This is a genomic window from Mesocryomonas lacus, from assembly GCF_055730135.2.
In genome coordinates, this window is sequence record NZ_JBUZWE020000009.1 from 188,708 (window position 1) to 214,548 (window position 25,841).

Below are 25,841 nucleotides of genomic sequence, written 5' to 3' on the forward strand. Positions count from 1 at the left end.
AGGCCTGATGGGGCGGTGCCGTCAGACGCCGATGGCTTGCGCCAAGACGTCCTCGTGGCTTGATTGCTGGTAGGCGCGGGTGGCGACGAGGTGGCCGCTGCGGAAGACGTGCAGCGTGTCGGCGAGCTCGTAGACCTCCGGCAGGTAGGACGAGATCAGGAGGATGCCGGCGCCGCGCTTCAGGAGCGCCCCGAACAGGCGGTAGATCTCGGCCTTGGTGCCGACGTCGACGCCGACCGTCGGCTCGTCGAAGATGAAGAGCTCGGCGCCGTGGTTCAGCCACTTGCCGATGACGATCTTCTGCTGGTTGCCGCCCGACATGGAGGAGGCAAGGCTCCGCCGGCTCGGCGTCTTGATGCCGAGGCTCTTGATCTGCCGGTCGGCGTGCTCGTGCTCGAGCGTGCGCGAGACGGTGAGGCCGCGGGTGAGCCGGTCGTAGATCGGGAGGTTGAGGTTGAGGCCGATCGGCAGGTTCAGGCAAAGCCCCTGGTCGCGCCGGCTCTCCGGCGCCAGCGCCATGCCGAGGCCGATGGCGACGCGCTCGTCGGAGATCTCGACCGGCCGGCCCTTCCACAGCGTCTCGCCCGCCGTCTTCTTCGTCCGGCCGTAGAGGCCCATGACGAACTCGCTGCGGCCGGCGCCGATGAGGCCGTAGAGGCCAACGATCTCGCCGGCGCGCACCGTCAGCGAGACGTCGCTGAAGCCGGGGCCCGAGAGGTTGCGGACCTCGACGAGGGGGGCGCCGAGCGCGATCGTCTCCTTGTGGTAGATCTGCTCCAGCGAGCGGTTGATCATCATGGCGACGAGTTCGGCGTCATTCGTCTCGCCGATCAGCCGCGTGCCGACGAGGACGCCGTCGCGCAGCACCGAGACGCGGTCGGCGAGCTCGAACACTTCCTCCATCCGGTGGCTGATGTAGACGATCGTCACCCCTTCCGCCTTCAGGCGGCGGATGAGGGCGAACAGCTGGTCGGCCTCCTGGCGGGTGAGGTAGGCGGTCGGTTCGTCGAAGATCAGGAACCGTGTGCCGCGCAGCGAGGCACGTGCGGTGGCGACGAGCTGCTGCTGGCCGATGGTCAGCGATTCCAGCGGGGCGCCCGCCGGCAACCGGAAGCCCATGTCGTCGAGGATCGCCTGCGCGGCCTTGGTCATCTCGCGCTTTTGCAGGATGCCGAAACGCGCCTTCTCGTCGCCGAGGAAGATGTTGGCGGCGACCGAAAGGTGCGGGCAGAGCACGACCTCCTGGTGCACGGCATTGATGCCGAGGTCGATCGCGTCCTGCGGCTGGGCAAGCGTCACCGGCTGGCCGCGCCAGAAGGCCTCGCCCGCCGTCCGCCGGATGACGCCGGTCAGGAGCTTGATCAGCGTCGACTTGCCGGCGCCGTTCTCGCCGACGATGGCGTGGATCTCGCCGGCGTCGAAGGCGAGCGTCAGGGGTTTCAGCGCCCGGACCGGGCCGTAGGATTTCTCGAGGCCCTTGAGCTCGAAGATCGGCCCCGGCGTCTCGGCCGCTGCCACCCCTCGGGCGGCCAATGCTTGCGTCACGCTGTCACTCCCTCCCAGGATGTCTCCGGGAGCGGATGCCCCCGGAGGATGGTCGCGCGCCGCCGCGCCGGCCCGGTTGCTTCCGGGCTCTGTTCACGGCGGGCTCGGCTGTCGCGGCTCAATTGACCTTGGGCTCAGTTGACCTTGGGGTTGAGCAGTTCCTGCGAGCGAGCATCGTTCATGTTGGCGGTGGTGATGAGGTTGGCGCCGGTGTCGACGTTCTTCTCGACCTTCTCCTTCTTGGAGACGGCGAGCGCGGTCTTGATGCCGTCATAGCCCATCCGGTAGGGGTCCTGGACCACCAGCGCCGAGATCACGCCTTCCTTCAGGAAGCCGACCAGCTTGTCGTCGCTGTCGAAGCCGACGAGCGCGACCTTGTCCTGCGCCTTGTTCTCGGCGATCGCCTGGCCGGCGCCTTGCGCCATGATGAGATTCGACGCGAAGATGCCGACGAGGTTCGGATTGGCGGTCAGAAGGTCGGTCGTCATGTTGAGGCCGGTCGCCGCCTGGCCGTCGGCATACTTGTCGGCGACGAGCTTGAGGCCGGGATACTTCTCCTTCAGCTGGGCGGTGAAGCCCTCGCGGCGCTGCTCGAGCGAGCCGGCGCCCGGCGTGTTGGTGATGAGGGCGACGTCGCCTTCGGCCTTGCCGTGCTTGGCGGTGATCGCAGCGGCCAGGCCGTCGGCGGCGATGCGCCCGCCCTGGACGTTGTCGGTGGTCAGGAACGAGGAGAAGGCGTCGGAGTCGGCGCCGGAATCGATGCCGATGATCGGCACGGAAGCGGCCGCCTCGGTGATCGGGGCGCCGAGCGCGGCGCGTTCGGTCGGCGAGATGACGATCGCCGCCGGGGCGCCGGAGACGGCGTTTTCAAGGATGGAGATCTGGCCGTTGACGTCGGTCTCGGCCTGCGCGCCGAGCTCTGGCACGGTGACGCCGAGGTCCTTGCCGGCGGCGCGGGCGCCGGCCAGCACGATCTGCCAGTAGAAGGATGTGGTGTCCTTGACGATGATCGGGATCGTCACCCCTTGCGCCACCGCCGGGCCCGCGGGCACCAGGCTGGAGACGGCGAGAAGGGCGACGGCAACGGTGCCGAGGATGCCGCGGCGGCTCATGCGATACGATGACATTCTATTCCTCCCAAAGGCGCTCTGCGGTGTCATCGTCATGCCGGCGCGGAGCATGCCGTGATCCTTGCCCCGTTCGGGGCTGGCGGGCGCGGTTGTTCCGCTGCTCCGCCAGGAATTCTGTTGTCGTGCCAGCGTCCCCGAAGGACGCAGACCCTTTTATTTGACCGGCAACTCGTCCGGGTGGCGGGCCACCAGGTCGTCGCGGCTGGATTCCAGATGGTGCCGGAGCGCCGCGACCACGGCCTCCGCGTCGCCCGACCGGAAGGCGTCCATGATGGCGGTATGCTCGATCCGGACCCGCTCGGCGACATAGGTGTCGATCGAGTAGGTCCGGGCGGTCTGAAGGCGCATCTGGATCGACTGGTGCCATCCGGCGAGCACCGAATTGCCGCCGAGTTTCACCAGCCGGTCGTGGAACTCCCGGTCGAGCGCGATCGCCTTGCCGAGCGCCGCCTTGTTCCTGGCCGGCAGGATCTGGAACTGCTGGGCCGCCAGCGTCGCCAGCCCGTCGATGAAGGCTGCGTCGACGCGTCCGGCGCTCCAGCCGGCGGTCACCGCATTGGTCTCGATCAGGATCCGTGCCTCGTAGATCTCGACGATGTCCTCGACGAGGAAACGCCGCACCAGCGAGGCCCGGCGGTCGTTGCCGGTGACGAGGCCGTCGCGTTCGAGCAGCGCCAACGCCTCCTTGATCGGCGTCTGGCTGATGGCCAGTTCCTGCGCGAGCTCGTCCGGAAACAGCCGCTGCCCGGCGCTGAGCTCGCCCGACAGGATCTTGTTCTGGATTTCCGCATAGGCCTGTCGCGCCAGCGTCGGTCGCCCGGTCGCCATCACCGCTCCCCCCGATTTGGCGAGAGATCATCACGGCAACGGGAGCGGGTCAATAAAAAATTTTCTATTTAGTTCACTCAGCTGTTTGGTGGCGTTGCCGGGGCTTCATCGGCACTTGTTGGAGAGCGCTGAGTAAGATCAGCCGCGCTCTGGGGTGAGAGCCGCACCGCGCCCGCAGCATCGTTGCCCCGCTGCAACAGCCAGCCCCAGACAAGTAAGCATGACCTATCTTTGCGTGCAGCGACCATCTTGTCGTCATATAGGCTTCGCGTTGAAACCTTAGTCCAGCCCCATCGCCGCCGCAATTGCTGCTGGTGTGTCAGGCCGCGGTTACCAGGAGCGTTTCGAATGCGCATCAAGACCCTTCTCCTCACCTCCGCTGCCGTCCTCTCCGGCGCGATGTCGGCGCAGGCCGCCGATGCCGTGGTCATGGTCGAGCCCGAGCCGGCCGAATATGTCCGCGTCTGCGACGTCTACGGCGCCGGCTTCTTCTACATTCCGGGCACCGAGACCTGCCTCAAGGTCGGCGGCTATGTCCGCGCCCGCGTGATCGTCGAGGACAAGATCGGCAACAGCGACCTCGACGATGCCGGGCGCGATGCCAATGGCGACGTCGTCTTCGACAATGATGCCGCGCGCATGGGCACACGGGTCCGCGCCCGGCTCGAGTTCGACGCCCGCGAGGAGACCGAGTTCGGCACGCTGCGCGCCAAGGCCCGCGTGCAGGCCGAGAACACCGGCGACGGCTTTTCCACCGGCGACCAGGGCTACGGCATGGACGAGGGCTATCTGCAGCTCGGCGGCCTGACGGCCGGCTATGTCGACTCGCTGTGGACGCACAATGACGGCGGCATCGAGGACGGCCTGCTGCTCGAGGAAGCCGACTTCGCCGCCGGCGATTTCACGCAGAACCGTCTCTCCTACATGTACACCGACAACGGTTTCTCGGCGACGATCTCGGCCGAAGACGACGGCACCGGCGACTTCGTCCCCGACGTCCTCGGCAAGCTCGCCTATACCGGCGCCTTCGGCGGCGCCTACCTCATCGGCGTCTTCGACGAGGAAGCCTACAGCCGGACCTTCGCCAACGATGTCGACTTTGCATCGCTTGGCGTCGACAGCGACATCTTTGGTACGCTGGTCCTGCCGGAAGGCTATGCCGCCAACGACAGCGCCTTCGCGCTGAAGGCCGGCGTCCTTCTCGAAAACCTCGTCGCCGACGACTCCTCGTTCAAGATCGAGGGTCATTACGCCTTCGAGCCGACGGAATACGCCGTGGTCGAGACCGCCTATGGCGAGGGGCTCCTCGACGGCAATTTCGTCGGGCAGAACGTGCCGAGCGAATATCAGGTCGGCGCCGGCTACAGCCAGACTTTCGGCAAGCTCACCCTCGCGGTCGACGGCGTCTACGGCGAGACCTTCGACCTCGAAGTGGCGAATGGCGGTTTCTTCAACGGCAACGAGTTCGTCGGCGCCACGCAGAAGGTCGGATCGGCGGACTATTACGGTCTCGGCCTGAATGTCGGCTACGAGATCACGACCAACCTCTCGCTGCTCGGCGAAGTCTCCTACCGCGACATCGACCTGCCGGCGGGCGTCGACAATTTCGACCAGACGGCCGGCTATCTCGAGCTGAAGCGCGAGTTCTGAGCCCGTCCGGATGGGGTGAAAGCACCCCCTCCGGCATGTGGTTATGGATGATAGGCCATCAGCCGCGCGTCCCCTCGGGCGCGCGGCTTTTTAGTCGCGGTCGCCCGCCGAGTTGGCGAGAACCTGGCTTTCGAGCAGCCTGACGGCCGCGACGACGCCGTCGATCACCGGCAAGCCGAAGCGCCCGGTATAGTCGGCCGCAAGGTCGGCCATCCCCGCGCAGCCGAGCACGATGGCCGCGGGCTGGTCCTCGGCGAGGGCGCGGGCGATCTCGGCGGCCACCGTCTCGCGGGCGGCACTGCCTTCCTCCTCCAGCGCCAGCACCGGCACTTCCGACGCCCGTACCCGCGCGCAGGCGGCCGAGAAGCCATAGGTCTCGATATTTCCTGAGATCACCGGGATCGACACCGACAGCGTGGTGACGACGGAAAACCGCCGACCACCGGCCATGGCGGCGATGAAGGCGGCCTCGCCGATGCCGACGACGGGCTTGTCCGTCAGCCGCCGCGCTTCCGCGAGGCCGGTATCGTCGAAGCAGGCGATGGCAAAGCCGTCCATGGCGTCGGCATGCTCGGCGATCAGCGCGAGAAGGCCGGGCACGGCGGCATCGCCATCCTCCGGCCCCTGGATCGAGGCCGGGCCACTCGCCGAGGTCAGCGCGACGATCTCGGTGCCGTCGGAAGCCGCGGCCCGGGCTGCGATCGCGACCTTGTCGGTCATCGAGGCGGTGGAGTTCGGGTTGATGAAGCAGAGGCGCATGCGGATTTCTTCGACGTCGAGGGTGAGGGGGCAGGGCGGAGGCTACAGCGTGCCCTTGCCGGCATCGGAGGCGCCGCGGGTGCGGCGGCGGCGGAGCAGCAGGCCGGTGCCAAGCGTCGCGCCGATGACCAGGAAGGAGATCGCCGTCGTCATCGTGCCGAGCGCGTAGATCGCCGGGGTGGTCACCGTCGTCGTCAGGCCCTGCAGTTCCAGCGGCAGCGTGTTCGGGCCGCCGATCGCCTGGCTGGACCGGGCGATCTCGTCCCAGGACAGGGTGAAGCCGAACAGCGCGACACCGATGAGGTAGGGCGCGATGATCGGCAGCACGACATGGCGGAACGTCTGCCAGGGCGACGCGCCGAGATCGCGCGCGGCCTCCTCATAGGCCGGGTTGAAGCGGTTGAAGACGACGAACATGATCAGCATGCCGAAAGGCAGCGTCCAGGTGAGGTGCGCGCCGAGCGCCGAGGTGAAGAGGCCCATCGCCGACTGGAAGGCGGGCCCAAGGAGGGAATGCTCCTTGATGAAGTCGTCGAGGATCCGGAACTCCAGCGCGATGCCGAGCGAGACGACGATTGAGGGCAGGATCAGGCTGGCGATGGCGGTGTAGAACAGGAGCGTCGAGCCGAAGAACCGGCGTCGGAAGGCGAGGCCCGCCAGAACCGAGATCACCACGGTCAGCACCGTGACGACGAGGCCGAGGCGGAAGGAGCGTCCGAAGGCCGCCCAGACGTCGACGACGCCGAGCCCTTGCCAGAGCACGCCGAACCAGTGCGTCGAGACGCCGTTCATCGGGAAGGTCAGCCCGCCCTGCGGGCCCTGGAAGGACAGGATGACGATGGTCAGCGTCGGCCCGTAGAGGAAAGCGACGAAGAGCGTGAAGAAGGCGGCGAGGAGGTAGAAGACCGGGCTGCGCTTTTCGCTCATCTCAAAGCTCCTTGCGGATGTCGACGAGCCGCGTCAGCGCGAAGATCATCAGGAGGACGGTGGCGAGCAGCACCACCGCATTGGCGGCGGCAACCGGGAACTGCAGGTAGCTGATCTCGACCGAGATCGTCTTGCCGACCGAGGCGATCTGCTGGCCGCCCATCAGGCCGATGGTGATGAAGTCGCCCATCACGATGGTGATGACGAAGATCGAGCCGATGGCGATGCCGGTCTTGGAGAGCGGGATGATGACGTTGGTCAGCGTCTGCCAGCCGCTGGCGCCGGCGTCCTTCGCTGCCTCGATTAGCGAGCGGTCGATCCGCAGCATGGAATTGTAGATCGGCACCACCATGAAGAAGGTGAACAGGTGGACGAAGGTGATGGTCACCGAGAATTTCGAATAGAGCAGCCAGTCCAGCGGCGCATCGATCGCGCCGATGCCGAGGAGCGCCTTGTTCACCAGCCCCTCGCGCCCGAGCAGCGGGATCCAGGAGATCATGCGGATGACGTTGGAGGTCCAGAACGGGATGGTGCAGACGAGGAAGAGCATCGACTGGATCGCCTTGCTGCGCACCTCGAAGGCGAGGAAGTAGGCGACGGTGAAGCCTATCAGCAGAGTCAGCACCCAGACGGTGGCGCAGAAGTAGAGCGTCGACAGGTAGGTCTTGAAGGTTGTGCAGACGGTCGGCAGCTTGACGATACAGCGGTCGAAGACGTCCATGTAGTTCTGCAGGACGAAAGCCGGCTGGATCGAATAGTTCTCATAGGTCCAGAAGCTCACTACCACGATGAAGGCCAGCGGAATCACCAGGAAGACCAAGAACACCAAGCCGAGCGGCATGGCCTGGAGATAGGGTGCGATGCTGGAGCGTGATGCCATGGAAGATCCGGGTGAGAGGGTAACGCCGCCAATCTCCCCCCTTGAGGGGGAGATGTCCGGCAGGACAGAGGAGGGCGAGCCGCCGCGGCAATGAACGTCATCGCTGCTCTGTCTTTTCGGTCCCAGGGCTCGGTGCTCCGGGGCATTTGCTGGGATGTCCGGAAACGCCGCGCTCGACGGCGCCCCCCTCTGGCCTGCCGGCCATCTCCCCCTCCAGGGGGGAGATCAGCAGGTTTGAAGCGTCGCCTTACGCCGCGACGAACTCGTTCCACTTGCGGATCATGTAGGCGTCCTCGTCCATGACGGCGTTCCAGCAGGCGACGGCGCCCATGCGGTCCTCGTAGGAGCCGCCGTCGCGCTTGGTGCCCTTTAGCGCGATGGTCTCGCCGGACGGGGACTTGATGTCCTCGGCAGCTTCCTTGCCCTCCATCCAGTAGGCCCATTCATAGGGCTGCATGGCGGCCTTGGCGGTGGGAAGTACGCCGGCGTAGTAACCCTGGCGGTTCAGGAAGGCGCCGGCCCAGCCGGACAGGAACCAGTTGACGAACTCGTAGGCGGCGTCGAGCTTCGGGCCTTCGAGGGTAGCGGGCAGCGCGAAGCCGGAAGCCCAGGCGCGATAGCCTTCCTTCAGTGGCTGGAACACGCAGTCGATGCCCTTGCCGCGCACGGCGGTGACGGCCGGCGACCACATCGACTGGATCACCACCTCGCCGGAGGCCATCAGGTTGACGCTCTCGTTGAAGTCGGACCAGAGGGCGCGGAACTGGCCGGCTTGCTTGGCCTCGATCAGCGTCTCGATCGTCATGTCGATCTCGTCGCGGGTCATGTTGCCCTTGTCGGGATATTTGTACTTGCCGGTGGCCTCGATGACCATCGCGGCGTCCATGATGCCGATCGAGGGGATGTTGAGGATCGACGCCTTGCCCTTGAACTCGGGGTTCAGAAGCTCGGCCCAGCTCTCGATCGGGCGCTTGATGAGGTCGGGGCGGATGCCGAGCGTGTCAGCATTGTAGGTGGTCGGGATCAGCGAGATCCACTGCGTCGGCTCGGCCGAGAATTCCTTCGACTTGTTGCCCTGGAGGTAGAGCACCTTCCACGGCGCGGTGCCCTGGTCGCCGATCTTCTTGCCGTTGATCTCGCCCTTGGTGAAGACGGGCGTGATGTTGTCGAATTCCTTGATGCGCTTGGCGTCCATGCCCATCAGATTGCCCGACGGCACGAACTTCTTCAGCGAGAAGTATTCGGTGTCGACGATGTCGAAGGTGTTGGGCTGAGTGATGATGCGCTTGGTCACCTCGTCCGTGGTGACCGGCACGTACTCGATGGTGATGCCGAGGTCTTCCTTGACCTTGTCGGCGATCTCCTTGGACTGGTTCACCGCCGTGCCGAGATAGCGCAAGGTCTTGGCTTCCTGCGCGCGGGCGCCGGAGACATAGGGGAAGCCGGTGATGCCGCCGATCGCGGAGGCGGCGACGGCTGCGCCGCCGGTCTTCAGCAGGCTGCGGCGGCTGACGAAATTCTTGAACATCTCGGTCATGGCGTTCCTCTCTTGTGGGGTGGAAGTCTTGCGGGTCAGGCGGCGGCGAGGGCGACTTCGTCCCCGCGTGCCCAATGGATGTTGCGGCTGTCGCCGAGCGCTGCCGGCGCCGGGTAGAACTGTTCCTCGGGGATGACGGCGGTGATCTCGCCGCCGTCGGTCGTCGCAAGGACCACGGTAACGGTCGCGCCCTGGTACTCGACGCCGCGGACCTCGCCGAGGAGGGTGCGCGTCGCCTCGCCGCCGATGCCGAGGCGCACCTTGTCAGCGCGGATGGTCAGCGGCTGGCCCTCCAGGGTGACGACGTTGTGGCCGCCCATGAAGCGGGCGACGAAGGCGGTGCGCGGCCGGTGGAAGACGTCCTGCGGCGAGCCGGACTGCTCGATCTTGCCGTCCTTCATGATCACCACGAGGTCGGCGAGCGCCATCGCCTCGTCCTGGCCGTGCGTCACGTGCAGGAAGGAGATGCCGAGCTCGCGCTGCAGCCGCTTCAGCTCGGTGCGCACCCGGAGCCGAAGGAAGGGGTCCAGCGCCGAGAGCGGCTCGTCGAGGAGGAGGATGCCGGGATCGGTGACCAGCGCCCGGGCCAGCGCGACGCGCTGCTGTTGGCCGCCGGAGAGCTGGGCCGGCATGCGCTTGGCGAACTTGCCGAGATCGACCAGCTCCATCACCGCGCCCGCCTTGGCGTAGCGCGCCGCCTTGTCCTGTCCGCGCATCTTCAGCGAGAAGGCGATGTTGTCCTCGACGGTGAGGTGCGGGAACAGCGCGTAGTTCTGGAACATCATCGCCGTGCCGCGCTTCGACGGCGGCAGCTCGGTGATGTTGGCGTTGCCGAGCAGGATGTCACCGGCGCTGGCGATCTCGTGGCCGGCGATCATCCGCAGCGTCGAGGACTTGCCGCAGCCGGAGGGGCCGAGGAAGCAGCAATAGGTGCCGGCGGGAATGCGCAGGTCGATCCCGTCCACGGCCACGGTCTCGCCGTAGCGCTTGGTCACCTGCACCAGTTCGAGTTTGCCGTCGTCCATGCTCGTTCCCTCAGCCTTCCCTTACCTCTATGCATCGGACGTGCCAGATCGGGCGGTGGCAGCCCGTCCGGCGTTCTCGGCTCCCATTGGCGGACTGAAGGGCTTCCGCTGGTCGCTTCCAGGGCAGCCGAGCGCGTGGATTCCCATCATTGTGTACAATTATTGTGCACGAATAGGCTTTGCCCTCCGCGGGGCGCTCTGGCATCCTTCAGCCTTGCGGAAGCGAGGGGCGTGCGGGCATGGCAAGGGGTGAGCCGGACATCCGGCAGGCGGGCGGCGAGGCCTCATGGCAGCCGGTGCGCGACGGGCTGCACGAGGCGATCATCCGCCACCGCCTCGACCCCGGCGCCAAGCTCGTCGAGGACGAGATCGCCGAGGCTTTCGGCGTCAGCCGCACCATCGTGCGCACCGCGCTGCAGGCGCTGGCGGGCGACGGCATCGTCGTGATCGAGCGCAACAAGGGCGCCAGCGTCGCCCGTCCGCAGCCCGAGGAGGCGCGCGAGATTTTTGAAGTCCGCGCGCTGGTCGAGCCCAGCATCGCCGGCCTGGCGGCGCAGAAGATGACGCCCGCCGACGCCGCCCGGCTGGAGGCCTGCATCGAGGCCGAGCACGCGGCGATCGCCGCCGACGATCCCGGCGATGCCGTCTACATCTCCGCCGATTTCCACCGCCTGCTCGCGGGCATTGCCGGCCATGGCGTCCTCGCCTCGATCGTCGGCGATCTCCTGTCGCGCTCCTCGCTGGTGGTCGCGCTCTACTGGCGGCGGCCGGAGGCGATGTGCGCGAGCGGCGCCCATCATGCGTTGCTCGCTGCCCTTACGGAGGGAAACGGCGACAAGGCGGCGTCGCTGATGCGCCAGCATCTGTTCGACCTTCTGGCCGGCCTCGACCTTTCGCCGCGCCCGGCGCGCCGCTCCAGCATCGCCGACGCCATCGCCGTGCCCCGCCGCGCCGGCTGAGAGGCTGACCGTCTGGCGCCGCCCTGTCTGCTGCGTTGGCTGTGCAAGATGGAAGCAGTCTGGTGCAATTATGTGCATACGGGTAAGCCGTAAAAGTGCATGCACTATCGGCCAGCCTTTGTGCTATCGGCGCAGCGGCGTCGTGGCATCGTTGCCAGCACGCTGCGGCCGGCGCTATCTGGCGCGGACCGGACGGGAAAGCGAAGTGTCATGCAGCAAGGCGGCGACATCACCAGGGCCTCGGCCGACAAGGTCGGCACGATCTGCCGGGCGATCCGGCGCGCCATCCTCGAGCGGGCGCTCGCCCCGGCCGACAAGCTGCCGGAGGACGCGCTCGGCGAACGCTTCGGCGTCAGCCGCACCATCGCCCGCCACGCCCTCGGCCAACTGGCCTCAGAGGGACTGGTGGAACTCCGGCGCAACCGCATGGCGGTGGTCGCGACGCCCTCCTTCGAGGAGGCGCGCGACGATTTCGACATCCGCATCGAGCTGGAACGGCTGGTGGTGAAGGCTTTGGCCGGACGGCTTACCGCCCGGCAGATCGCCGAGCTGGAAGCGCACGTCTCGGCCGAGGAGGCGGCGCGCGGCGGGCAGGAGGCGAACTCGATCCGGCTGGCGACCGAGTTTCACGTGCTGCTCGCCGAGATGTCGGGGAAGACGGTGCTGATCCGCTATGTCCGCGAGATCGCCTACCGTTCCTGCCTCGCCCTCTCGACCTTCGGGCGCCCGCATTCCTCGGAATGTGCCGTCAACGAGCATCGGACGATCATCGAGGCGCTGGCCTCCGGCGACGCCGATCGGGCGATGGCGGCGATGGGCGAGCATCTCGAGCTGGTGGCGGGACGGGCGCTTCTCACCGCGCCCGAGCCGCGTGGTCGCGACCTGATGGACATCCTGGCGCCCTACGCGGTGGCGGAGGCGGCCCCGCCGAAGCGGCGCGCGGTGAAGTAGGGCGGCAAAGCTTCGTTCTTCTCCCCCGCGGGGAGAAGGTTGCGGCAGCGGGACGAGGGGTTCTCGCCTTATCCAGACAGGATGCGCGATGCTGCGCATCGCCCCTCATCGGCCTGCCGGCCACTTCTCCCCGATGGGGCGAAGAAGCCAGGCTTCAGCGCCGCAGCGACGGCTCGAGAATCCATTCGGCGCTGTCGTTCCAGACGTCCATCTTGATGATCATCCCGTCCCGCACGACGAAGCGGTCGACGTAGCGGTTGTGGTCGAAGGGCGTGCCGTCCGGCCATTCGCCGTAGAGATAGCCGGTGGAGTAGACCACCGTCTCGCCGTCCCCCGGCGCGACGTCGAAGCGCAGCATGCGCTTCTTCACCCAGGCATAGCGGCCGGCATTGACCGAGGTCGGACCGCGCGGATGGTCGAACTCGCGTCCGCCGGTGAAGGTGATGGTGCAGCCGGGCGCCATGTAGGCGGCCGCTGCATCCGGGTCGGGAATCATCGAGGCCTCGAGGTAGTCGCGGACGATCGTGGCATCGGCCGAGAGGGTCGTTTCCGGGGCAGGGAGGGCGGACATGGGATTTCCTCTTCACAGCGGGCAAAATCAGTCATACAGTTTGGCCCAGAAAATGCATGCAGAATAAATGCGCAGTCTGGTCGGGATGTGTGCAGGCCACCCGGGATCCTCTCATGCTAGCGAAGCCCTTCGATCTTGTCCTCCACAACGCCGCGCTCCGCGGCGTCGAGGGCCTGCGCGATGTCGGCGTCGCCGATGGCCGGATCGCCGCGATCGCGCCGACTTTGCCGGCCGGCACCCGCTCGGAGGATCTCGGCGGCCGGCTGGTCATCCCCGGCTTCGTCGACAGCCACATCCATCTCGACAAGTCGTGCCTGCTCTCCTGCTGCGGCACCGGCGACCTCAAGGAGGCCATCCGCACCGTCTCGGCGCTGAAAAAGGGCTTCACCGTCGAGGACGTCCGCCAGCGGGCGCAGCGGACGCTGGAGAAGGCGATCCTACAAGGCACGATGCACATGCGCACGCATGTCGAGATCGACCCGCGCATCGGCCTGCGCAGCCTCGAGGCGATCCTCGGCCTGAAGCGCGACTATGCCTTTGCGATCGACCTCGAGATCTGCGTCTTCCCGCAGGAGGGGATGACCAACGATCCCGGCACCGAGGAACTTCTGGTCGAAGCCTTGCAGCGAGGCGCCGACCTCCTGGGCGGTTGCCCCTATACCGACAGCGATCCGGCGGCGCAGATCGCGCGTCTCTTCGCCATCGCCGTCCGGTTCGACGTCGACCTCGACTTCCACCTCGATTTTGACCTCGACCCAAACGGTAGCCATATCGGCGAGGTCTGCCGCCAGACAGTGGCGCATGGCTGGGGCGGCCGGGTCGCCATCGGCCATGCGACGAAGTTGTCGGCCATGGGGCCCGCGGCTTTCCAGGCGGCGGCCTTGACGCTGGTGGAGGCAGGCGTTGCCGTCACCGCGCTGCCGTCGACCGACCTCTATCTCGGCGGCCGCGACCGCCTCGCCAACAGGCCGCGCGGCATCGCCCCGGTGCATCTCCTCGCCGAAAGGGGCGTCACCGCCTCGCTCGCCACCAACAACGTCCTCAACCCGTTCACGCCTTTCGGCGACGGCTCGCTGCTGCGGATGGCCAATCTGTACGCCAACACGGCGCAGATCGGGCCCGCCGGTTTCGACGCTTGCCTCGACCTCGTCACCACCGATGCCGCCAAGCTGATGCGGATCCAGCATTACGGCATCGCCACCGGTCATCCCGCCGACCTCGTGGTGCTCGATGCGCCCGATGCGGTGCTGGCGCTGGCCGAGATCGCCGCGCCCTTGATGGGCTTCAAGCGCGGCCGCCAGACCTTCGTCCGCCCGCTCGCGCGGCTGTTGAGGCCGGGCGATCCGGTGCCAGCGCTCGAAGAAGCGATGCCGCACCTCTTTGCCGCGGAGACCTGAGCTCCGCCGACCCCTTCCACCCCCGCCGCCAACCCCAACAGGAGACTTCCATGCGCCGCTCCATCCTCCTTGCCGCCACGCTCGCCGCCGCCTTCGCCGGCCCGGCCCTGGCCGAAACCCTCACCGTCGGCGCCAACATCGGCAACGTCCCCTGGGAGTTCCAGGACGAGAAGTCCGAGACCGTCGGTTTCGAGATCGACCTCGTCAAGGAAGTCGCCTCGCGCCTCGGCTATGACGGCGTCGAGTTTTCCAACATCCCGTTCTCCGGCCTGTTCTCGGCCGTGCAGTCGGGCCGCGTCGACGCCGCCGTGTCGTCGATCACCATCACCAAGGAACGCTTGAAGTCGGTCTCCTTCGCCCAGCCCTATTACGACAGCGACCAGTCGCTCTCGACGCTGAAGACGTCCGACGTGAAGGGCACCACCACGCTCAAGGGCAAGACCGTCGGCGTCGACACCGGCTCGACCGGCGACATCTACGCCACCGCCCACCAGGCCGAGTTCGGCATCGCCGAGATCCGCCGCTTCGAGGGCCTCGCGCCCGCCATGCTTGACCTCGGCAATGGCGGCATCGACGGCTACATCTCCGACATTCCGGCGGTCGCCTACTACATCAAGGACAAGCCGCAGTTCGCGGTCGTCGAGCGCATCAAGTCGGGCGAGCAATACTCCATCATGTTCGCCAAGGATTCGCCGCTGACCGCCAAGGCCTCGACCACCATCACCGCCATGAAGAAGGACGGCTTCATCGCCAAGCTGCACGAGAAGTGGTTCGGCGTGAAGGCCGAGGACACGACCAGCACGGTGGCGGTGGCCGATACGCCGAAGACCACGGACTGATGGGACGGGGCCGGGTGAGTTCATCCGGCCCCGTTAGTTTGATGTTACCGTTTCGGCATGGGTCCCCGGGGCCAAGGCCCCGAGGATGACGACTTCGAAGGATGGCGCCCTTCATCTCAGCAGACGATAGCGCCAACCTTTGCGGTCAAAAGGGGAGCGTTACCCCCTCAGGCTCGTCATCCTCGGCCGCAGGCCGGGGACCCATGCCGCGTCTCGTCCTCGCCGCTCCGGTGCCAGCATCCCGCTCGCAGCCGGGATGAGGAAGCGGGGGGCGAAGAAAAGTACACCTGAACCAATCCGAAAGTCGGCATGAACATCATCACCACCTTCTTCAACGTCGATGTGCTCTGGCGCACCTATCCGCTGCTGCTCGACGGTCTGCTGCGCACGATTTTCCTCGGCGCGCTGTCGATCGTGCTGGGGCTGGCTGGCGGGCTCGCGCTGGTGCTGGTGCGGCTCTATGCGGCAAAGCCGCTGCGGTTTCTTGCGATCGTCTACATCGACGTCTTCCGGGCGCTGCCGGTGCTGGTCTGGCTGGTGATCGTCTATTACGCCTTTCCCTTTATCGGCATCCGCTTCTCGCCCTTCGTCGCCGCCTGCTTCGCGCTGACCACGGTGTCGGCCGCCTATGCCGCCGAGATCTTCCGGTCGGGCATCGAGGCGGTGCCGCGCGGACAGTTCGAGGCGGCGCGGGCGATCGGCCTGTCGCCCTGGCTGGTGATGGCAAAGGTCGTGCTGCCGCAGGCGATCCGCATCGTCATCCCGCCGCTCACCAACAATTCGATCAACGTCATGAAGGACACCGCGCTCGCCTCGGTCGTCGCCCTGCCGGATCTTCTGAAGCAGGCGACGCAGGCGCAGGCGCTCGCCGCCAACCCGACGCCGCTGATCGGCGCCGCTATCCTCTATCTCCTGCTGCTGCTGCCGCTCGTGCGCCTCGTCTCGCGCTTCGAGCACAAGGGCGACCGCCGCGGCTGACCTCTTCTATACGCTCCTGATTTCGGCGCCGATGCGCCCGACAAAGGCACTGCCATGACCCTCGACCTCGACTTCGTCCGCCGCCAGTTTCCGGCCCTCTCCAGCGAATGGGCCTATATGGACAATGCCGGCGGCAGCGCTGTTCTGTCCCGCGTCGCCGCCCGCATTTCCGACTATCTCCTGACCACCCACGTCCAGACCGGCGCGAGCTACGGCCCGAGCCAGGAAGCGACGCGGCGCGTCGGCGAAGTGCGCAAGGCGTTCGCCACCTTCATGAACGCCGATCCCGGCGAGATCGTCATGGGCCCGTCGACGACGATCCTGATCCGCTTCCTCTCCGAGGCGATGACCGGCAAGCTGCAGCCGGGCGACGAGATCATCCTGACCAACACCGACCACGAGGCGAACATCGGCCCCTGGCTGAAGCACGCCCCGCGCGGCGTCGTCATCAAGTTTTGGAAGTGCGACCCCGAGACCTTCGAGCTCGATCTCGCCGATCTCGAGGCGATGATCACCGAGAAGACCAAGCTCGTCTGCGTGACGCACGCCTCGAACATCCTCGGTACCATCAACCCGATCCGCGAGATCGCCGACATCGCCCATGCCGCGGGCGCCGAAGTCTGCGTCGATGCCGTCGCCTACGCGCCGCACCGGGCGGTCGACGTCCAGGCGCTCGGCTGCGACTACTATATCTTCAGCGTCTACAAGGTGTTCGGTCCGCATTTCGCTGTCATGTTCGGCAAGCGCGACAAGCTCTTGGAGCTCGACAACATCTACCACTACTTCTTCGACAAGAGCCGGGTGCCGCACAAGATCGAGCCCGGCAACATCAACTACGAGCTCGCCTGGGGCTCGATCGGCGCGGTGGAGTATGTCGAGGAACTCGGCGTTCGCGCTGGCGCGTCGCCCGGCCGGGTGGCGATCGAGGCGGGCTTCCATCAGATCGCCGAGCAGGAGCGGGTGCTTACGGCGAAGCTGATGGACTTCCTGCAGAGCCGCAATTCGGTGCGGATCATCGGTCGCGCCTCCTCTGATATCGAGGACCGCGTCTCGACGGTGAGCTTCACCGTCGGCAACGAGAGCTCCAAGCGCATCGTCGAGGCCGTCGACGACGCAAAGGTCGGCATCCGCTACGGCGACTTCTACGCCAAGCGGATCGTCGAGGAGCACGGGCTCGGCGCCACCGACGGCGTCGTGCGCGTCTCGATGGTGCACTACAACACCGTCGAGGAGGTCGACCGGCTGATCGCGGCGCTGGAGCCCAGCCTCTGATGCTCGACCTCGTCATCTCCGGCGGCACCGTCGCCACCGCCTCGGACACGTTCATGGCCGACGTCGGCATCAGGGGTGGCGTCATCGTCACCCTCGGTCACGACCTCGGGCCGGCGCGCGAGACCATCGACGCCACCGGCAAGTTCGTGCTGCCGGGCGGTATCGACAGCCATGTGCATCTCGCCCAGCCCTCGGGCGAGGGCATCGTCATGGCCGACGGCTTCGAGAGCGGCACCCGCTCGGCGCTCTACGGCGGCAACACCACGGTGCTGCCGTTCTGCCTGCAGGAGAAGGGCGAGAGCCTGCGCGAGGGGCTGAAGCGCTACCACGCGCTGGCGGAAGGCAACTGCTACACCGACGTCTCCTTCCACCTCATCGTCTCCGATCCGACCGAGGCGGTGCTGGGGCAGGAACTGCCGGCGCTGGTCGCCGACGGCTACACCTCTTTCAAGGTGTTCATGACCTATGAGGGCCTCCGTCTGAACGATGCCGAGATCCTCGCCACCATGGACGTCGCCCGCCGCACCGGCGCGCTGGTCATGGTCCACTGCGAGAACGAGGACGCGATCCGCTACCTCATCGGCCGGCACGAGGCGGAGGGCGAGGTGCGTCCGCGCGCGCATGCCACGACCCGGCCCGTCGCGGCCGAGCGCGAGGCGACGCACCGGGCGATGTCGCTCGCCGAGATCGTCGACGTGCCGGTGGTCATCGTCCACGTCTCCAACGGCGCGGCGATCGACGAGATCCGGCGGGCCCGGGCGCGGGGCCGCAAGGTGGTGTCGGAAACCTGCCCGCAATACCTGACGCTCACCGCCGCCGACCTCGAGGGCATGGACTGGGAGGGCGCGAAGTTCGTCTGCTCGCCGCCGCCGCGTGATACGGCGGAGCAGGCGGCCTGCTGGAACGGGCTGGAAGACGGCGTCTTCGACCTCTTCTCCTCCGACCATTGCCCGTTCCGCTACGACGACCCCGCGGGCAAGCTGAACCCGAAGGGCGCGAAAAACTTCCGCCACATCCCGAACGGCATTCCCGGCGTCGAGACGCGGCTGCCGATCCTGTTCTCGCAAGGCGTGATGGCCGGGCGCATCGACCTGCCGCGCTTCGTCGCGCTGACCTCGACCAATCATGCCAAGCTCTACGGGCTGGAGAACAAGGGCCGCATCGCCATCGGCTGCGACGCCGACATCGCGATCTGGGACCCCACACTCACCCGCACCATCCGCCATGCCGACCTCCACGACGGCGCCGACTACAGTCCCTATGAGGGGATCGAGATCACCGGCTGGCCGGTGACGGTGGTGCTCGGCGGCAAGGTGATGCTGCGCGACGGCGTGCTGGAGGGGACGAAGGCCGATGGCGCCTATGTCAGCCGGAGCCTCTCGAGCCTGACGGCGGGCAAGGTTCTCTAGGCGTCGGCCGAGCGGACAGGACGGCCAGCGCCGGAGGTCCGGCTTCCGGAATGGAGGAAGGTCCCCGGCGGAATGAAATTCCTGCCGGGACCTGCAAAACAGAAAGTTTAATATCGACTGTTTCAGTAGATTGACTAGTCTCGGCGCTAGAGATCGCGTTTGGCGCGGCACCCTCGCAGGACACTTCCCGTCCGTTTCCCCCGGCCGAAATCCGGCCGCCGAAAGGAGATCCATGTCCCGATCGACGACCCTTCTCGCCGCCCTCGGCCTGTCGCTGGCCTTCGCGCTGCCGGTGCTGCCGGCCGCCGCGCAGCAGACGCTGCTCAACGTGTCCTACGACCCGACGCGCGAGCTCTACAAGGATTTCAACGCCGCCTTCGCCAAGCATTGGGCGGCCGAGGGGCATGACGCCGTCGCTGTCCGCCAGTCGCATGGCGGTTCCGGCGCTCAGGCGCGCACCGTGATCGACGGCTTGGATGCCGACGTGGTGACGCTGGCGCTCGAGGCCGACATCAACGCCATCGCCGAGAAGTCCGGCAAGATCAATGCGGACTGGCGCGGCCGGCTGCCGAACAACAGCGCGCCCTATACCTCGACCATCGTCTTCCTGGTGCGCAAGGACAATCCGAAGGCGATCAAGGACTGGGGCGATCTCGTCAAGGACGGCGTGGAGGTGATCACGCCGAACCCAAAAACCTCCGGCGGCGCCCGCTGGAACTATCTCGCCGCCTGGGCCTGGGCCAACCAGCAGTATGGCGGCGATGCGGCCAAGACCAAGGAGTTCGTCGGCCAGCTCTACGGCCACGTGCCGGTGCTCGACAGCGGCGCCCGCGGCTCGACCACGACGTTTGCCCAGCGCGGCATCGGCGACGTGCTGCTGGCCTGGGAGAACGAGGCCTTCCTGACGCTCGAGGAGCTCGGCGCCGACCAGTTCGAAATCGTCGTGCCGTCGATCTCGATCGTCGCCGAGCCGCCGGTGGCTGTCGTCGATAAGAACGTCGACACCAAGGGGACGCGCGAAGTCGCCGAAGCCTATTTGAACTACCTCTATTCGCCCGAAGGCCAGGCGATCGCCGCGAAGCACTTCTACCGGCCGTTCAAGCCGGAACTTGCGGCCAAGGAGGACAATGCGCGCTTCCCGCAGGTGAAGCTCGTCACCGTCGACGATCCGCTGTTCGGCGGCTGGGCCAAGGCGCAGCCCGAGCATTTCGGCGATGGCGGCACGTTCGATCAGATCTACAAGCCGAAGGGCTGAGCCGCGCATGGCGCGGGGCCGGACCCCGCGCTCTCGATGCAAGGGACTGGATTCAATGCGATTCCGGTCCCTTTTTCGTGTCGCGGCCTTGGTCGTCCTGCGCCCGGGCGGCAGGCAAGGTTAAGTTTCGCTAAAACTGAAAACGCAAATTCTCAGTCACTACCAAACCAACGATAAACCAAATATAAGTAGCCGAATACAGAAAAGGCGATTCACTCAAATTGTCGATAGCTAGCAACGAAAGCGTTCAAAGAATAGCTGCATAAGTATCCCTGCAAGCAACGAGCACAACGCTCTTGCGGCTCTAACGGGGAAAAATACAATGGTCAGCATCAACAACACCGCTTCGAACTCTTTCGTTCTCGCTTCGCTCCGCCAGACGAACAAGGATCTTGCGACAACGCAGACCCGCATCGGAACTGGCCTGAAGGTCAACTCGGCCTCCGACAACGCGACTGTCTTCACGCTTGCGCAGGGCATTCGCTCAGACGTAAAGAGCCAGGACGCGCTGGCGACCGGTATCACCACGAATAAGTCGACCGCGGATGTCGCCGTCGCCGCAATGGACAAAATCAGCGACATCCTCGGCAAGATCAAGGAAGTGGCCGATAGCGCCACCAACGCCGGGGCAACCGCTGCCGACGTAAAGAAAGTGACCGCGTTCCAGAAGCAGATCGCCGCACTCGCCTCCAGCGCGGGCTTCCAGGGTACCAACTTTCTCACCGCTGCGTCGGCGACCGTTTCGACCAAGATTTCAGTCGACCAGGGTGCTTCTACCGCTCTTGATGTGACGACCGTCGCGCTGACAGCTGACACCGACTACATCGCTGCAGCCATCACGGCCACCACGACGACGGACATCCTGACCCTTAGCGACAAGGTTGATACGGCTCTTACGAAGATCTCGGACTACACGGCGACGCTTTCCGCCTACTCCGAGAGCCTTTCCTCGCAGTCCGATTTCCTGTCCTCGCTGAAGTCGATCAAGGAAAGCGCTGTCTCTTCGCTGGTGGACGCCAATCTCGAAGAGGAATCGGCGAAGGTTACTTCCCTCCAGGTGCGGCAGCAGCTGGCCTACCAGGCCCTCTCGATCGGCAACTCGTCGGCCCAGAACGTCCTCCGTCTCTTCCAGTAAGAGACCGAGCTTCCCCTTAAGCCGCGCGGGCGACCTCGCGTCTCCCCGTCGCGACCAGCACATCGCGGCTTAACCAGGGCCCTCCGGCAACTGCCGGGGGGCCTTTCACGCGTTGGGCGGCGCGCCTTACCGGCTGCTGCCCCGCTGCGCCACCCAGCGCTCGAGGCCCGACAGGCCGTCATAGATCAGTACCGCCAGCACCGCGACGATCAGGCCGCCCTGCAGAACGAAGGCAAGGTTGCTGGAGACGAGGCCGGCAATGATGACTTCGCCGAGGGTCTTGGCAGCCACCGTCGAGCCGATGGTGGCGGTGGCGAGGCCGATCACCGCCGAGAGGCGGATGCCGGCAAGGATCGCAGGCAAGGCGAGCGGCAGCTCGACGCGCAGAAGCTGCTGCCAGCCGGTCATGCCGGCGCCGCGCGCGGCTTCCCGGATCGTCGGCGGCAGGCCGGTGAGGCCCGACACCGTATTCTCGAAGATCGGTAGGAGGCCGTAGAGGAAGAGCGCAATCAGCGTCGGCTTCTCGCCGAAGCCCACCGCCGGCACGGCCAGCGCCAGCACCGCCACCGGCGGAAAGGTCTGGCCGATGTTGACGATGCTGCGCGACAGCGGCAGGAACTCCGCCCCGATCGGCCGCGTCACCAGGATGCCGAGCGACACCGCGACGAGCGTCGCCGCCGCGGTCGCGAGGAACACGGTCCGGAGATGCGACAGCGTGAGCGCCAGGAGGCTGCCCTGGTTGTAGATCGCCGGCGCGTTGTTGTCGGTGAACGGGCGCAGCAGCGGCGCGAAGGGCTGGGGATCGACGAGGAACGCGATGAGCACGGCCAGCGCCGCCAGCCGCAGCAGCACCGGCCACCAGCGGCTCACGGCGCGGGTCTCGCGGCGTGGCGCACCAGCGCCTCGATCGTCACCCGGCCGATCGTCGCCCCTTCAGCGTCCGTCACCGGCAGCGCCGGGCGTCCGGACCAGAGCAGCTCGGCCAGCGCGTCTCGCTGCGAGGCCGCCGCTGCGATCGCCGTGCCTTCCGCCGTCCCGGGCTCGACCAGCGCGCCGACCGTGCCGAGCGACAGCAGGCGGAACGGCCGCTCGGCCGTGCCGATCAGCGTCTCGACGAAAGGCGTCGCCGGTCGGGCGAGGATTTCCGCGGGGCTGGCGAACTGGATCAGCCGGCCGGCATCCATCACCGCGATCTTGTCGCCGAGGAGGATCGCCTCCTCCATGTCGTGGGTGACGAGGATGATCGTCGTGCCGAACCGTTTCTGGATGTCGAGGAGATCGATCTGGGCTTTCGCCCGGATCACCGGGTCGAGCGCGCCGAAAGGCTCGTCCATCAACAGGACGTTCGGCTCGGCCGCCAGCGCCCGGGCAACGCCGACGCGCTGGCGCTGGCCGCCGGAGAGCTCGTGCGGGTAGCGGGCCGCAAAGAGGGCGGGGTCGAGCGAGAAGAGCTCGAGGAGTTCGGCGACGCGCTTCTCGGTGCGGGCGCGGTCCCAGCCGAGGAGGGTCGGGACGGTCGCGATGTTCTCGGCCACGGTCCGGTGCGGGAACAGGCCGTCGCCCTGGATGGCGTAACCGATGCGCCGTCGCAGCTCGAAGCCGGGCAGGCTGCGGTTGTCCTCCCCGTCGAGGCGCACCGTCCCCGACGTCGGCTCGACCAGCCGGTTGATCATCCGCATCAGCGTCGTCTTGCCGGAGCCGGAGGTGCCGACGATGACGGCGATGCTGCGCGGCTCGATCACCATCGACACGCTGTCGACCACGGTCGTCTCGCCATAGCGCTTGGTGAGACCGTCGATCTCGATCATGACGCCTTCCTCTGTCCCTGTGCCCCGCGGGGCCGGCTGAGCTCGATGCCGGCGTCGAGGACGACGGCGGCGGCAAAGGCCATCGCCACCGTCGGCAGTGCGCCGAGGAGGACGAGGTCGAGCGCGGTCTGGCCGATGCCCTGGAAGACGAAGACCCCGAGCCCGCCGCCGCCGACGAGGGCGGCGATGGTCGCCATGCCGATGTTCTGGATCAGGACGATGCGGATGCCGGTGAGGATCAGCGGCAGCGCCAGCGGCAGTTCGACGCCGAAAAGCCGCTGCCTGTCGGTCATGCCGACGCCGCGCGCCGCATCGTTGGCGGCGGGCGAGACGCTGGCGAGGCCAACCACGGTGTTCGCCACCACCGGCAGCAGCGAATAGAGGAAGAGCGCAACGAAGGCCGGGGCGCCGCCGATGCCGCGAATGCCGACGGCGGAGGCGCCAGGCACGTTGGCCGCGACCCAGGCGAGCGGCGCGATCAGGATGCCGAACAGCGCAATGGAGGGAATGGTCTGCACCATGTTGAGGGCGCCGAGCACCCCCGCCCGCAGCCGCGGCACGCGGTGGCAGAGGACGCCGAGCGGCAGGCCGACGAGCGCGGCGGCGGCGAGCGAGCCGAGCGCCAGCACCGCGTGTCGGCCGATTTCGGTCCAGATGCTGTCGGCGCGGCTGGTATACTCCTTCATGATCGACAGCCCGTCCCACTGGCCGGAGGCGAGCAGTCCCCAGGCCGCGAGGAAAACGCCCGCCAGCATCGCGATGCGCTGCAGCGGTGTCGGTCGCAGGCGGGTGAAGGCGTCGGTCGCCAGTAGCGCGAAGCCGAAGGTCATGACCCAGAAGCCGGATGCCGGCGAGACGCGGGCATAGGGGTTGGCGGGCGGCGCGAGATGCCCGGCCGAAACGCCGATCAGGATGGCGATGCTGGCAAGGCCGAAAAGGCTGGCGGCAAGGCGCAGGAGCCCGGGCGTGCGCAGCGCGGCAATCGCGAGCGTCGCCACGATCGCGGCGGCGAAGAAGAAGGCGCCCGCCGCGGGCAAGGCGCCGGCGACGGTTTCGGCCGTGCCGGGGACGATGCGGTTGGCGCGGAAGGTGGCGAAGGGCAGAAGTGCGCCCGCCGCGATGATGACGGCGATCGCGACGCCGAGTTTGTCGGGCCGCAATACGCTTGCCGCCGCCCGTCGGGGGAGGGGCGGCGGCGCGGGCCGCGCTTCAGCGGCCGACGGGATCGACGGGAGGCCTATTTGACGAAGCCGTTCTTGGTCAGGAACTCCTGCGCCACGGCCTTGGCCGGCTCGCCGCCCACCTGCACGCGGCCGTTCAGTTCCTGCAGGGTGACGAGGTCGAGCTTCTCAAACACCGGCTTCAGCAGGGTCTCGATTTCCGGATGCTCTTTCAGCACGGCCTCGCGGATGATCGGCGCGGGCTGGTAGACCGGCTGCACGCCCTTGTCGTCGGTCAGCACCACGAGGCCGGACGGGGCGATGCCACCATCGGTGCCGTAGACCATCGCCGCGTTCGCGCCATTGGTCTGGTTGGCGGCGGCCGCGATGGTCGCGGCGGTGTCGCCGCCGGACAGCGTGATCAGCTGGTCGGACTTCAGCGTGAAGCCGTAGGCGGTCTGGAAGGCCGGCAGGGCCGCGGCCGAATTGACGAACTCGGCGGAGGCCGCGAGCTTGGCGGTGCCGCCGCCGGCGACGAACTTGCCGAAGTCGCTGAGGCTTTCGAGCTTGTCGGCGTCCGCCATGTCCTTGCGGACCGCGATCGCCCAGGTGTTGTTCGCCGGCGAGGGTGTCAGCCAGACTATCTTGTTGGCGTCGTAGTCGAGCTTCTTGGCCTCGGCATAGGCTTTAGCTGCATCCTTCCAAGCGGGATCTTCGGCCTTCTCGAAGAAGAACGCCGCGTTGCCGGTATATTCGGGGTAGATGTCGACTTCGCCGGCGATCAGCGCCTGGCGCAGGATCGGCGTGCCGCCGAGCTGAAGCCGATCGGTCGTCGCGATCTTGTTCGCCTCGAGCACGCCGAGAATGATGTTGCCGAGCACGCCGCCCTCGGTATCGATCTTCGAGGATACCACCACCTGCGCGCTCGCCGAGGCGACGAAGAGGCCGGTGGCGATGGCGGCGCCGAGGAGGGTCTTGCCGAAACGCATGCTGCAATCCTTGATGGGGGCTGGCCCTGCCGGGTCCGGCGGTATCGGGCAATCCGCAATGAGGTCAGGACGCCGTCTGGCATTCCCAGAGCGGAATTGGTCCAGCGCCGACGATAGCCAAGCCCCCCGGCGATGCCGAGCAAGGTTTTTCCGTTCACGACGGCGTTTGGAGGCATGTTTTACGCCGGCCCGGGGCGGGAGCCCCTGCAATGGCTGCAACGGCCCGGCGTTCGGTGCGTTGGCTCGAGAAGGTGTTGGCGCAAGGGCCCAAAGGAGGTGGACGATCGGTCCTCTTCTCCCGGCCGTCAGCAAAGGCGAAGACAATGCCAATCCCGCGCGGCGATGACGCCTTGCCCGCCGCCTTTTCTCTTGACGCGAAAGTGCCCATGACCGTCCCGCCGATCTCTTCCGAATGGCCGCCGCTCGATCCGAGGAAGGTCGGCCTGCGCTGCCGCTGCCCCCGCTGCGGCCAAGGCGCGCTGTTCGACGGCTTCCTGACCATCGCCCCGCGCTGCGAGGTCTGCGGGCTCGACTACAGCTTCGCCGATCCCGCCGACGGACCGGCCTTTTTCGTCATCTGCTTTGCCTGCATTCCCTCGGTGCTCTTCGCCGTCTGGCTGGAGGTCGCCTTCGACGTGTCGATCTGGGTGCATGTCTTCGTCAGCGTCCCCGTCATCCTCCTCAGCTGCCTCCTGCCGCTGCGGCCGCTGAAGGGATGGCTCGTCGCCAGCCAGTATTTCCACAAGGCCGAGCAAGGGCGGCTGGTGGGGCCGGACGATTGAAGCTGTCGTCCGGCAGGCTGTCGGCGGCTGCCGTCGGGCCGTTCCTGGCGTCCGC

The 25,841-nt window shown here is 66.9% G+C and carries 24 protein-coding genes; 11 read left to right on the plus strand and 13 right to left on the minus strand.

The window, feature by feature from the left end; translation table 11 throughout:
* Positions 1 to 21: 21 nt before the first annotated feature.
* The 3 genes from ACZLZY_RS15615 to ACZLZY_RS15625 form a co-directional block, all read right to left on the minus strand.
* On the minus strand, positions 22 to 1,545 hold the full coding sequence (locus ACZLZY_RS15615) for a sugar ABC transporter ATP-binding protein (RefSeq protein ID WP_472934652.1): 1,524 nt from the start codon (positions 1,543 to 1,545) through the stop codon (positions 22 to 24).
* Positions 1,546 to 1,679: 134 nt separating this feature from the next.
* Entirely contained in the window at positions 1,680 to 2,657 is a 978-nt protein-coding gene (locus ACZLZY_RS15620) for an ABC transporter substrate-binding protein (protein WP_472934736.1), read from the minus strand.
* 171 nt (positions 2,658 to 2,828) lie between these two features.
* Positions 2,829 to 3,503: a GntR family transcriptional regulator gene (locus ACZLZY_RS15625; RefSeq protein ID WP_472934653.1), complete on the minus strand. Its 675-nt coding sequence runs from the start codon at positions 3,501 to 3,503 to the stop codon at positions 2,829 to 2,831.
* Between the two features lie 348 nt (positions 3,504 to 3,851).
* Here ACZLZY_RS15625 and ACZLZY_RS15630 point away from each other — a divergent pair, with 348 nt between their 5' ends.
* On the plus strand, positions 3,852 to 5,153 hold the full coding sequence (locus ACZLZY_RS15630) for a porin (protein WP_472934654.1): 1,302 nt from the start codon (positions 3,852 to 3,854) through the stop codon (positions 5,151 to 5,153).
* 90 nt (positions 5,154 to 5,243) lie between these two features.
* Here the strand turns inward: ACZLZY_RS15630 and ACZLZY_RS15635 are convergent, their stop codons facing one another.
* The 5 genes from ACZLZY_RS15635 to ACZLZY_RS15655 all read right to left on the minus strand — a co-directional run bounded on the left by ACZLZY_RS15635 (position 5,244) and on the right by ACZLZY_RS15655 (position 10,281).
* The gene (locus ACZLZY_RS15635) at positions 5,244 to 5,912 is read right to left on the minus strand and encodes an aspartate/glutamate racemase family protein (protein ID WP_472934655.1); all 669 of its coding nucleotides are present in this window, start codon (positions 5,910 to 5,912) and stop codon (positions 5,244 to 5,246) included.
* Between the two features lie 42 nt (positions 5,913 to 5,954).
* Positions 5,955 to 6,839 carry an ABC transporter permease gene (locus ACZLZY_RS15640; RefSeq protein WP_472934656.1) on the minus strand — a complete coding sequence of 295 codons (885 nt, stop codon included), beginning with the start codon at positions 6,837 to 6,839 and terminating at the stop codon, positions 5,955 to 5,957.
* 1 nt (position 6,840) lies between these two features.
* Positions 6,841 to 7,719 carry an ABC transporter permease gene (locus ACZLZY_RS15645; protein ID WP_472934657.1) on the minus strand — a complete coding sequence of 293 codons (879 nt, stop codon included), beginning with the start codon at positions 7,717 to 7,719 and terminating at the stop codon, positions 6,841 to 6,843.
* Positions 7,720 to 7,966: 247 nt separating this feature from the next.
* The gene (locus ACZLZY_RS15650) at positions 7,967 to 9,256 is read right to left on the minus strand and encodes an ABC transporter substrate-binding protein (RefSeq protein ID WP_472934658.1); all 1,290 of its coding nucleotides are present in this window, start codon (positions 9,254 to 9,256) and stop codon (positions 7,967 to 7,969) included.
* 35 nt (positions 9,257 to 9,291) lie between these two features.
* Positions 9,292 to 10,281 (minus strand): ABC transporter ATP-binding protein, encoded by a 990-nt coding sequence (locus ACZLZY_RS15655; RefSeq protein WP_472934659.1) that lies wholly within the window; start codon positions 10,279 to 10,281, stop codon positions 9,292 to 9,294.
* Positions 10,282 to 10,520: 239 nt separating this feature from the next.
* Here ACZLZY_RS15655 and ACZLZY_RS15660 point away from each other — a divergent pair, with 239 nt between their 5' ends.
* Together ACZLZY_RS15660 and ACZLZY_RS15665 are read left to right on the plus strand one after the other, a co-directional pair.
* A complete protein-coding gene (locus ACZLZY_RS15660) occupies positions 10,521 to 11,240 on the plus strand; it encodes a GntR family transcriptional regulator (RefSeq protein ID WP_472934660.1) in 720 nt (239 codons plus the stop codon).
* A gap of 210 nt (positions 11,241 to 11,450) precedes the next feature.
* Positions 11,451 to 12,191, plus strand: coding sequence for a GntR family transcriptional regulator (locus ACZLZY_RS15665; protein WP_472934661.1), 741 nt, complete (start codon positions 11,451 to 11,453; stop codon positions 12,189 to 12,191).
* A gap of 154 nt (positions 12,192 to 12,345) precedes the next feature.
* Here the strand turns inward: ACZLZY_RS15665 and ACZLZY_RS15670 are convergent, their stop codons facing one another.
* Complete coding sequence (locus ACZLZY_RS15670) at positions 12,346 to 12,762, minus strand: nuclear transport factor 2 family protein (RefSeq protein WP_472934662.1); 417 nt, start codon at positions 12,760 to 12,762, stop codon at positions 12,346 to 12,348.
* Positions 12,763 to 12,875: 113 nt separating this feature from the next.
* Here ACZLZY_RS15670 and ACZLZY_RS15675 point away from each other — a divergent pair, with 113 nt between their 5' ends.
* From ACZLZY_RS15675 to ACZLZY_RS15705, 7 genes are all read left to right on the plus strand, one after another.
* Positions 12,876 to 14,159: an amidohydrolase family protein gene (locus ACZLZY_RS15675; protein WP_472934663.1), complete on the plus strand. Its 1,284-nt coding sequence runs from the start codon at positions 12,876 to 12,878 to the stop codon at positions 14,157 to 14,159.
* Between the two features lie 50 nt (positions 14,160 to 14,209).
* A complete protein-coding gene (locus ACZLZY_RS15680; RefSeq protein WP_472934664.1) occupies positions 14,210 to 14,998 on the plus strand; it encodes a transporter substrate-binding domain-containing protein in 789 nt (262 codons plus the stop codon).
* A 309-nt stretch (positions 14,999 to 15,307) separates the two neighbouring features.
* Complete coding sequence (locus ACZLZY_RS15685; protein ID WP_472934665.1) at positions 15,308 to 15,976, plus strand: amino acid ABC transporter permease; 669 nt, start codon at positions 15,308 to 15,310, stop codon at positions 15,974 to 15,976.
* Between the two features lie 54 nt (positions 15,977 to 16,030).
* Entirely contained in the window at positions 16,031 to 17,248 is a 1,218-nt protein-coding gene (locus ACZLZY_RS15690) for a cysteine desulfurase-like protein (RefSeq protein WP_472934666.1), read from the plus strand.
* Positions 17,248 to 18,657 carry a dihydropyrimidinase gene (hydA, locus tag ACZLZY_RS15695; RefSeq protein WP_472934667.1) on the plus strand — a complete coding sequence of 470 codons (1,410 nt, stop codon included), beginning with the start codon at positions 17,248 to 17,250 and terminating at the stop codon, positions 18,655 to 18,657. Before ACZLZY_RS15690 ends, hydA begins: the two co-directional genes overlap by 1 nt.
* Before the next feature lie 232 nt (positions 18,658 to 18,889).
* Complete coding sequence (locus ACZLZY_RS15700; protein WP_472934668.1) at positions 18,890 to 19,912, plus strand: sulfate ABC transporter substrate-binding protein; 1,023 nt, start codon at positions 18,890 to 18,892, stop codon at positions 19,910 to 19,912.
* Between the two features lie 322 nt (positions 19,913 to 20,234).
* The gene (locus ACZLZY_RS15705; protein ID WP_472934669.1) at positions 20,235 to 21,047 is read left to right on the plus strand and encodes a flagellin; all 813 of its coding nucleotides are present in this window, start codon (positions 20,235 to 20,237) and stop codon (positions 21,045 to 21,047) included.
* A 126-nt stretch (positions 21,048 to 21,173) separates the two neighbouring features.
* Here the strand turns inward: ACZLZY_RS15705 and ACZLZY_RS15710 are convergent, their stop codons facing one another.
* Genes ACZLZY_RS15710 through osmF form a run of 4 tightly spaced genes read right to left on the minus strand, consistent with a single transcriptional unit; the run spans position 21,174 to position 25,004 of the window.
* Complete coding sequence (locus ACZLZY_RS15710) at positions 21,174 to 21,917, minus strand: ABC transporter permease (protein WP_472934670.1); 744 nt, start codon at positions 21,915 to 21,917, stop codon at positions 21,174 to 21,176.
* Positions 21,914 to 22,855 (minus strand): ABC transporter ATP-binding protein, encoded by a 942-nt coding sequence (locus ACZLZY_RS15715; RefSeq protein ID WP_472934671.1) that lies wholly within the window; start codon positions 22,853 to 22,855, stop codon positions 21,914 to 21,916. The genes ACZLZY_RS15710 and ACZLZY_RS15715 overlap by 4 nt, the downstream gene beginning before the upstream one ends.
* Positions 22,852 to 24,081, minus strand: a complete 1,230-nt coding sequence (locus ACZLZY_RS15720; protein ID WP_472934737.1) for an ABC transporter permease — start codon at positions 24,079 to 24,081, stop codon at positions 22,852 to 22,854. Before ACZLZY_RS15720 ends, ACZLZY_RS15715 begins: the two co-directional genes overlap by 4 nt.
* Before the next feature lie 11 nt (positions 24,082 to 24,092).
* Positions 24,093 to 25,004, minus strand: coding sequence for a glycine betaine ABC transporter substrate-binding protein OsmF (gene osmF / locus ACZLZY_RS15725; protein ID WP_472934672.1), 912 nt, complete (start codon positions 25,002 to 25,004; stop codon positions 24,093 to 24,095).
* A 386-nt stretch (positions 25,005 to 25,390) separates the two neighbouring features.
* Here osmF and ACZLZY_RS15730 point away from each other — a divergent pair, with 386 nt between their 5' ends.
* Entirely contained in the window at positions 25,391 to 25,786 is a 396-nt protein-coding gene (locus ACZLZY_RS15730) for a DUF983 domain-containing protein (protein ID WP_472934673.1), read from the plus strand.
* The last annotated feature ends 55 nt before the right edge of the window (positions 25,787 to 25,841 follow it).

Coding starts and splice junctions, on each gene's coding strand:
- ACZLZY_RS15620 (WP_472934736.1), bottom strand. CDS start 2,657: ATGAGCCGCCGCGGCATCCTCGGCACCGTTGCCGTCGCCCTTCTCGCC.
- ACZLZY_RS15625 (WP_472934653.1), bottom strand. CDS start 3,503: ATGGCGACCGGGCGACCGACGCTGGCGCGACAGGCCTATGCGGAAATC.
- ACZLZY_RS15630 (WP_472934654.1), top strand. CDS start 3,852: ATGCGCATCAAGACCCTTCTCCTCACCTCCGCTGCCGTCCTCTCCGGC.
- ACZLZY_RS15635 (WP_472934655.1), bottom strand. CDS start 5,912: ATGCGCCTCTGCTTCATCAACCCGAACTCCACCGCCTCGATGACCGAC.
- ACZLZY_RS15640 (WP_472934656.1), bottom strand. CDS start 6,839: ATGAGCGAAAAGCGCAGCCCGGTCTTCTACCTCCTCGCCGCCTTCTTC.
- ACZLZY_RS15645 (WP_472934657.1), bottom strand. CDS start 7,719: ATGGCATCACGCTCCAGCATCGCACCCTATCTCCAGGCCATGCCGCTC.
- ACZLZY_RS15650 (WP_472934658.1), bottom strand. CDS start 9,256: ATGACCGAGATGTTCAAGAATTTCGTCAGCCGCCGCAGCCTGCTGAAG.
- ACZLZY_RS15655 (WP_472934659.1), bottom strand. CDS start 10,281: ATGGACGACGGCAAACTCGAACTGGTGCAGGTGACCAAGCGCTACGGC.
- ACZLZY_RS15660 (WP_472934660.1), top strand. CDS start 10,521: ATGGCAAGGGGTGAGCCGGACATCCGGCAGGCGGGCGGCGAGGCCTCA.
- ACZLZY_RS15665 (WP_472934661.1), top strand. CDS start 11,451: ATGCAGCAAGGCGGCGACATCACCAGGGCCTCGGCCGACAAGGTCGGC.
- ACZLZY_RS15670 (WP_472934662.1), bottom strand. CDS start 12,762: ATGTCCGCCCTCCCTGCCCCGGAAACGACCCTCTCGGCCGATGCCACG.
- ACZLZY_RS15675 (WP_472934663.1), top strand. CDS start 12,876: ATGCTAGCGAAGCCCTTCGATCTTGTCCTCCACAACGCCGCGCTCCGC.
- ACZLZY_RS15680 (WP_472934664.1), top strand. CDS start 14,210: ATGCGCCGCTCCATCCTCCTTGCCGCCACGCTCGCCGCCGCCTTCGCC.
- ACZLZY_RS15685 (WP_472934665.1), top strand. CDS start 15,308: ATGAACATCATCACCACCTTCTTCAACGTCGATGTGCTCTGGCGCACC.
- ACZLZY_RS15690 (WP_472934666.1), top strand. CDS start 16,031: ATGACCCTCGACCTCGACTTCGTCCGCCGCCAGTTTCCGGCCCTCTCC.
- hydA (WP_472934667.1), top strand. CDS start 17,248: ATGCTCGACCTCGTCATCTCCGGCGGCACCGTCGCCACCGCCTCGGAC.
- ACZLZY_RS15700 (WP_472934668.1), top strand. CDS start 18,890: ATGTCCCGATCGACGACCCTTCTCGCCGCCCTCGGCCTGTCGCTGGCC.
- ACZLZY_RS15705 (WP_472934669.1), top strand. CDS start 20,235: ATGGTCAGCATCAACAACACCGCTTCGAACTCTTTCGTTCTCGCTTCG.
- ACZLZY_RS15715 (WP_472934671.1), bottom strand. CDS start 22,855: ATGATCGAGATCGACGGTCTCACCAAGCGCTATGGCGAGACGACCGTG.
- osmF (WP_472934672.1), bottom strand. CDS start 25,004: ATGCGTTTCGGCAAGACCCTCCTCGGCGCCGCCATCGCCACCGGCCTC.
- ACZLZY_RS15730 (WP_472934673.1), top strand. CDS start 25,391: ATGACCGTCCCGCCGATCTCTTCCGAATGGCCGCCGCTCGATCCGAGG.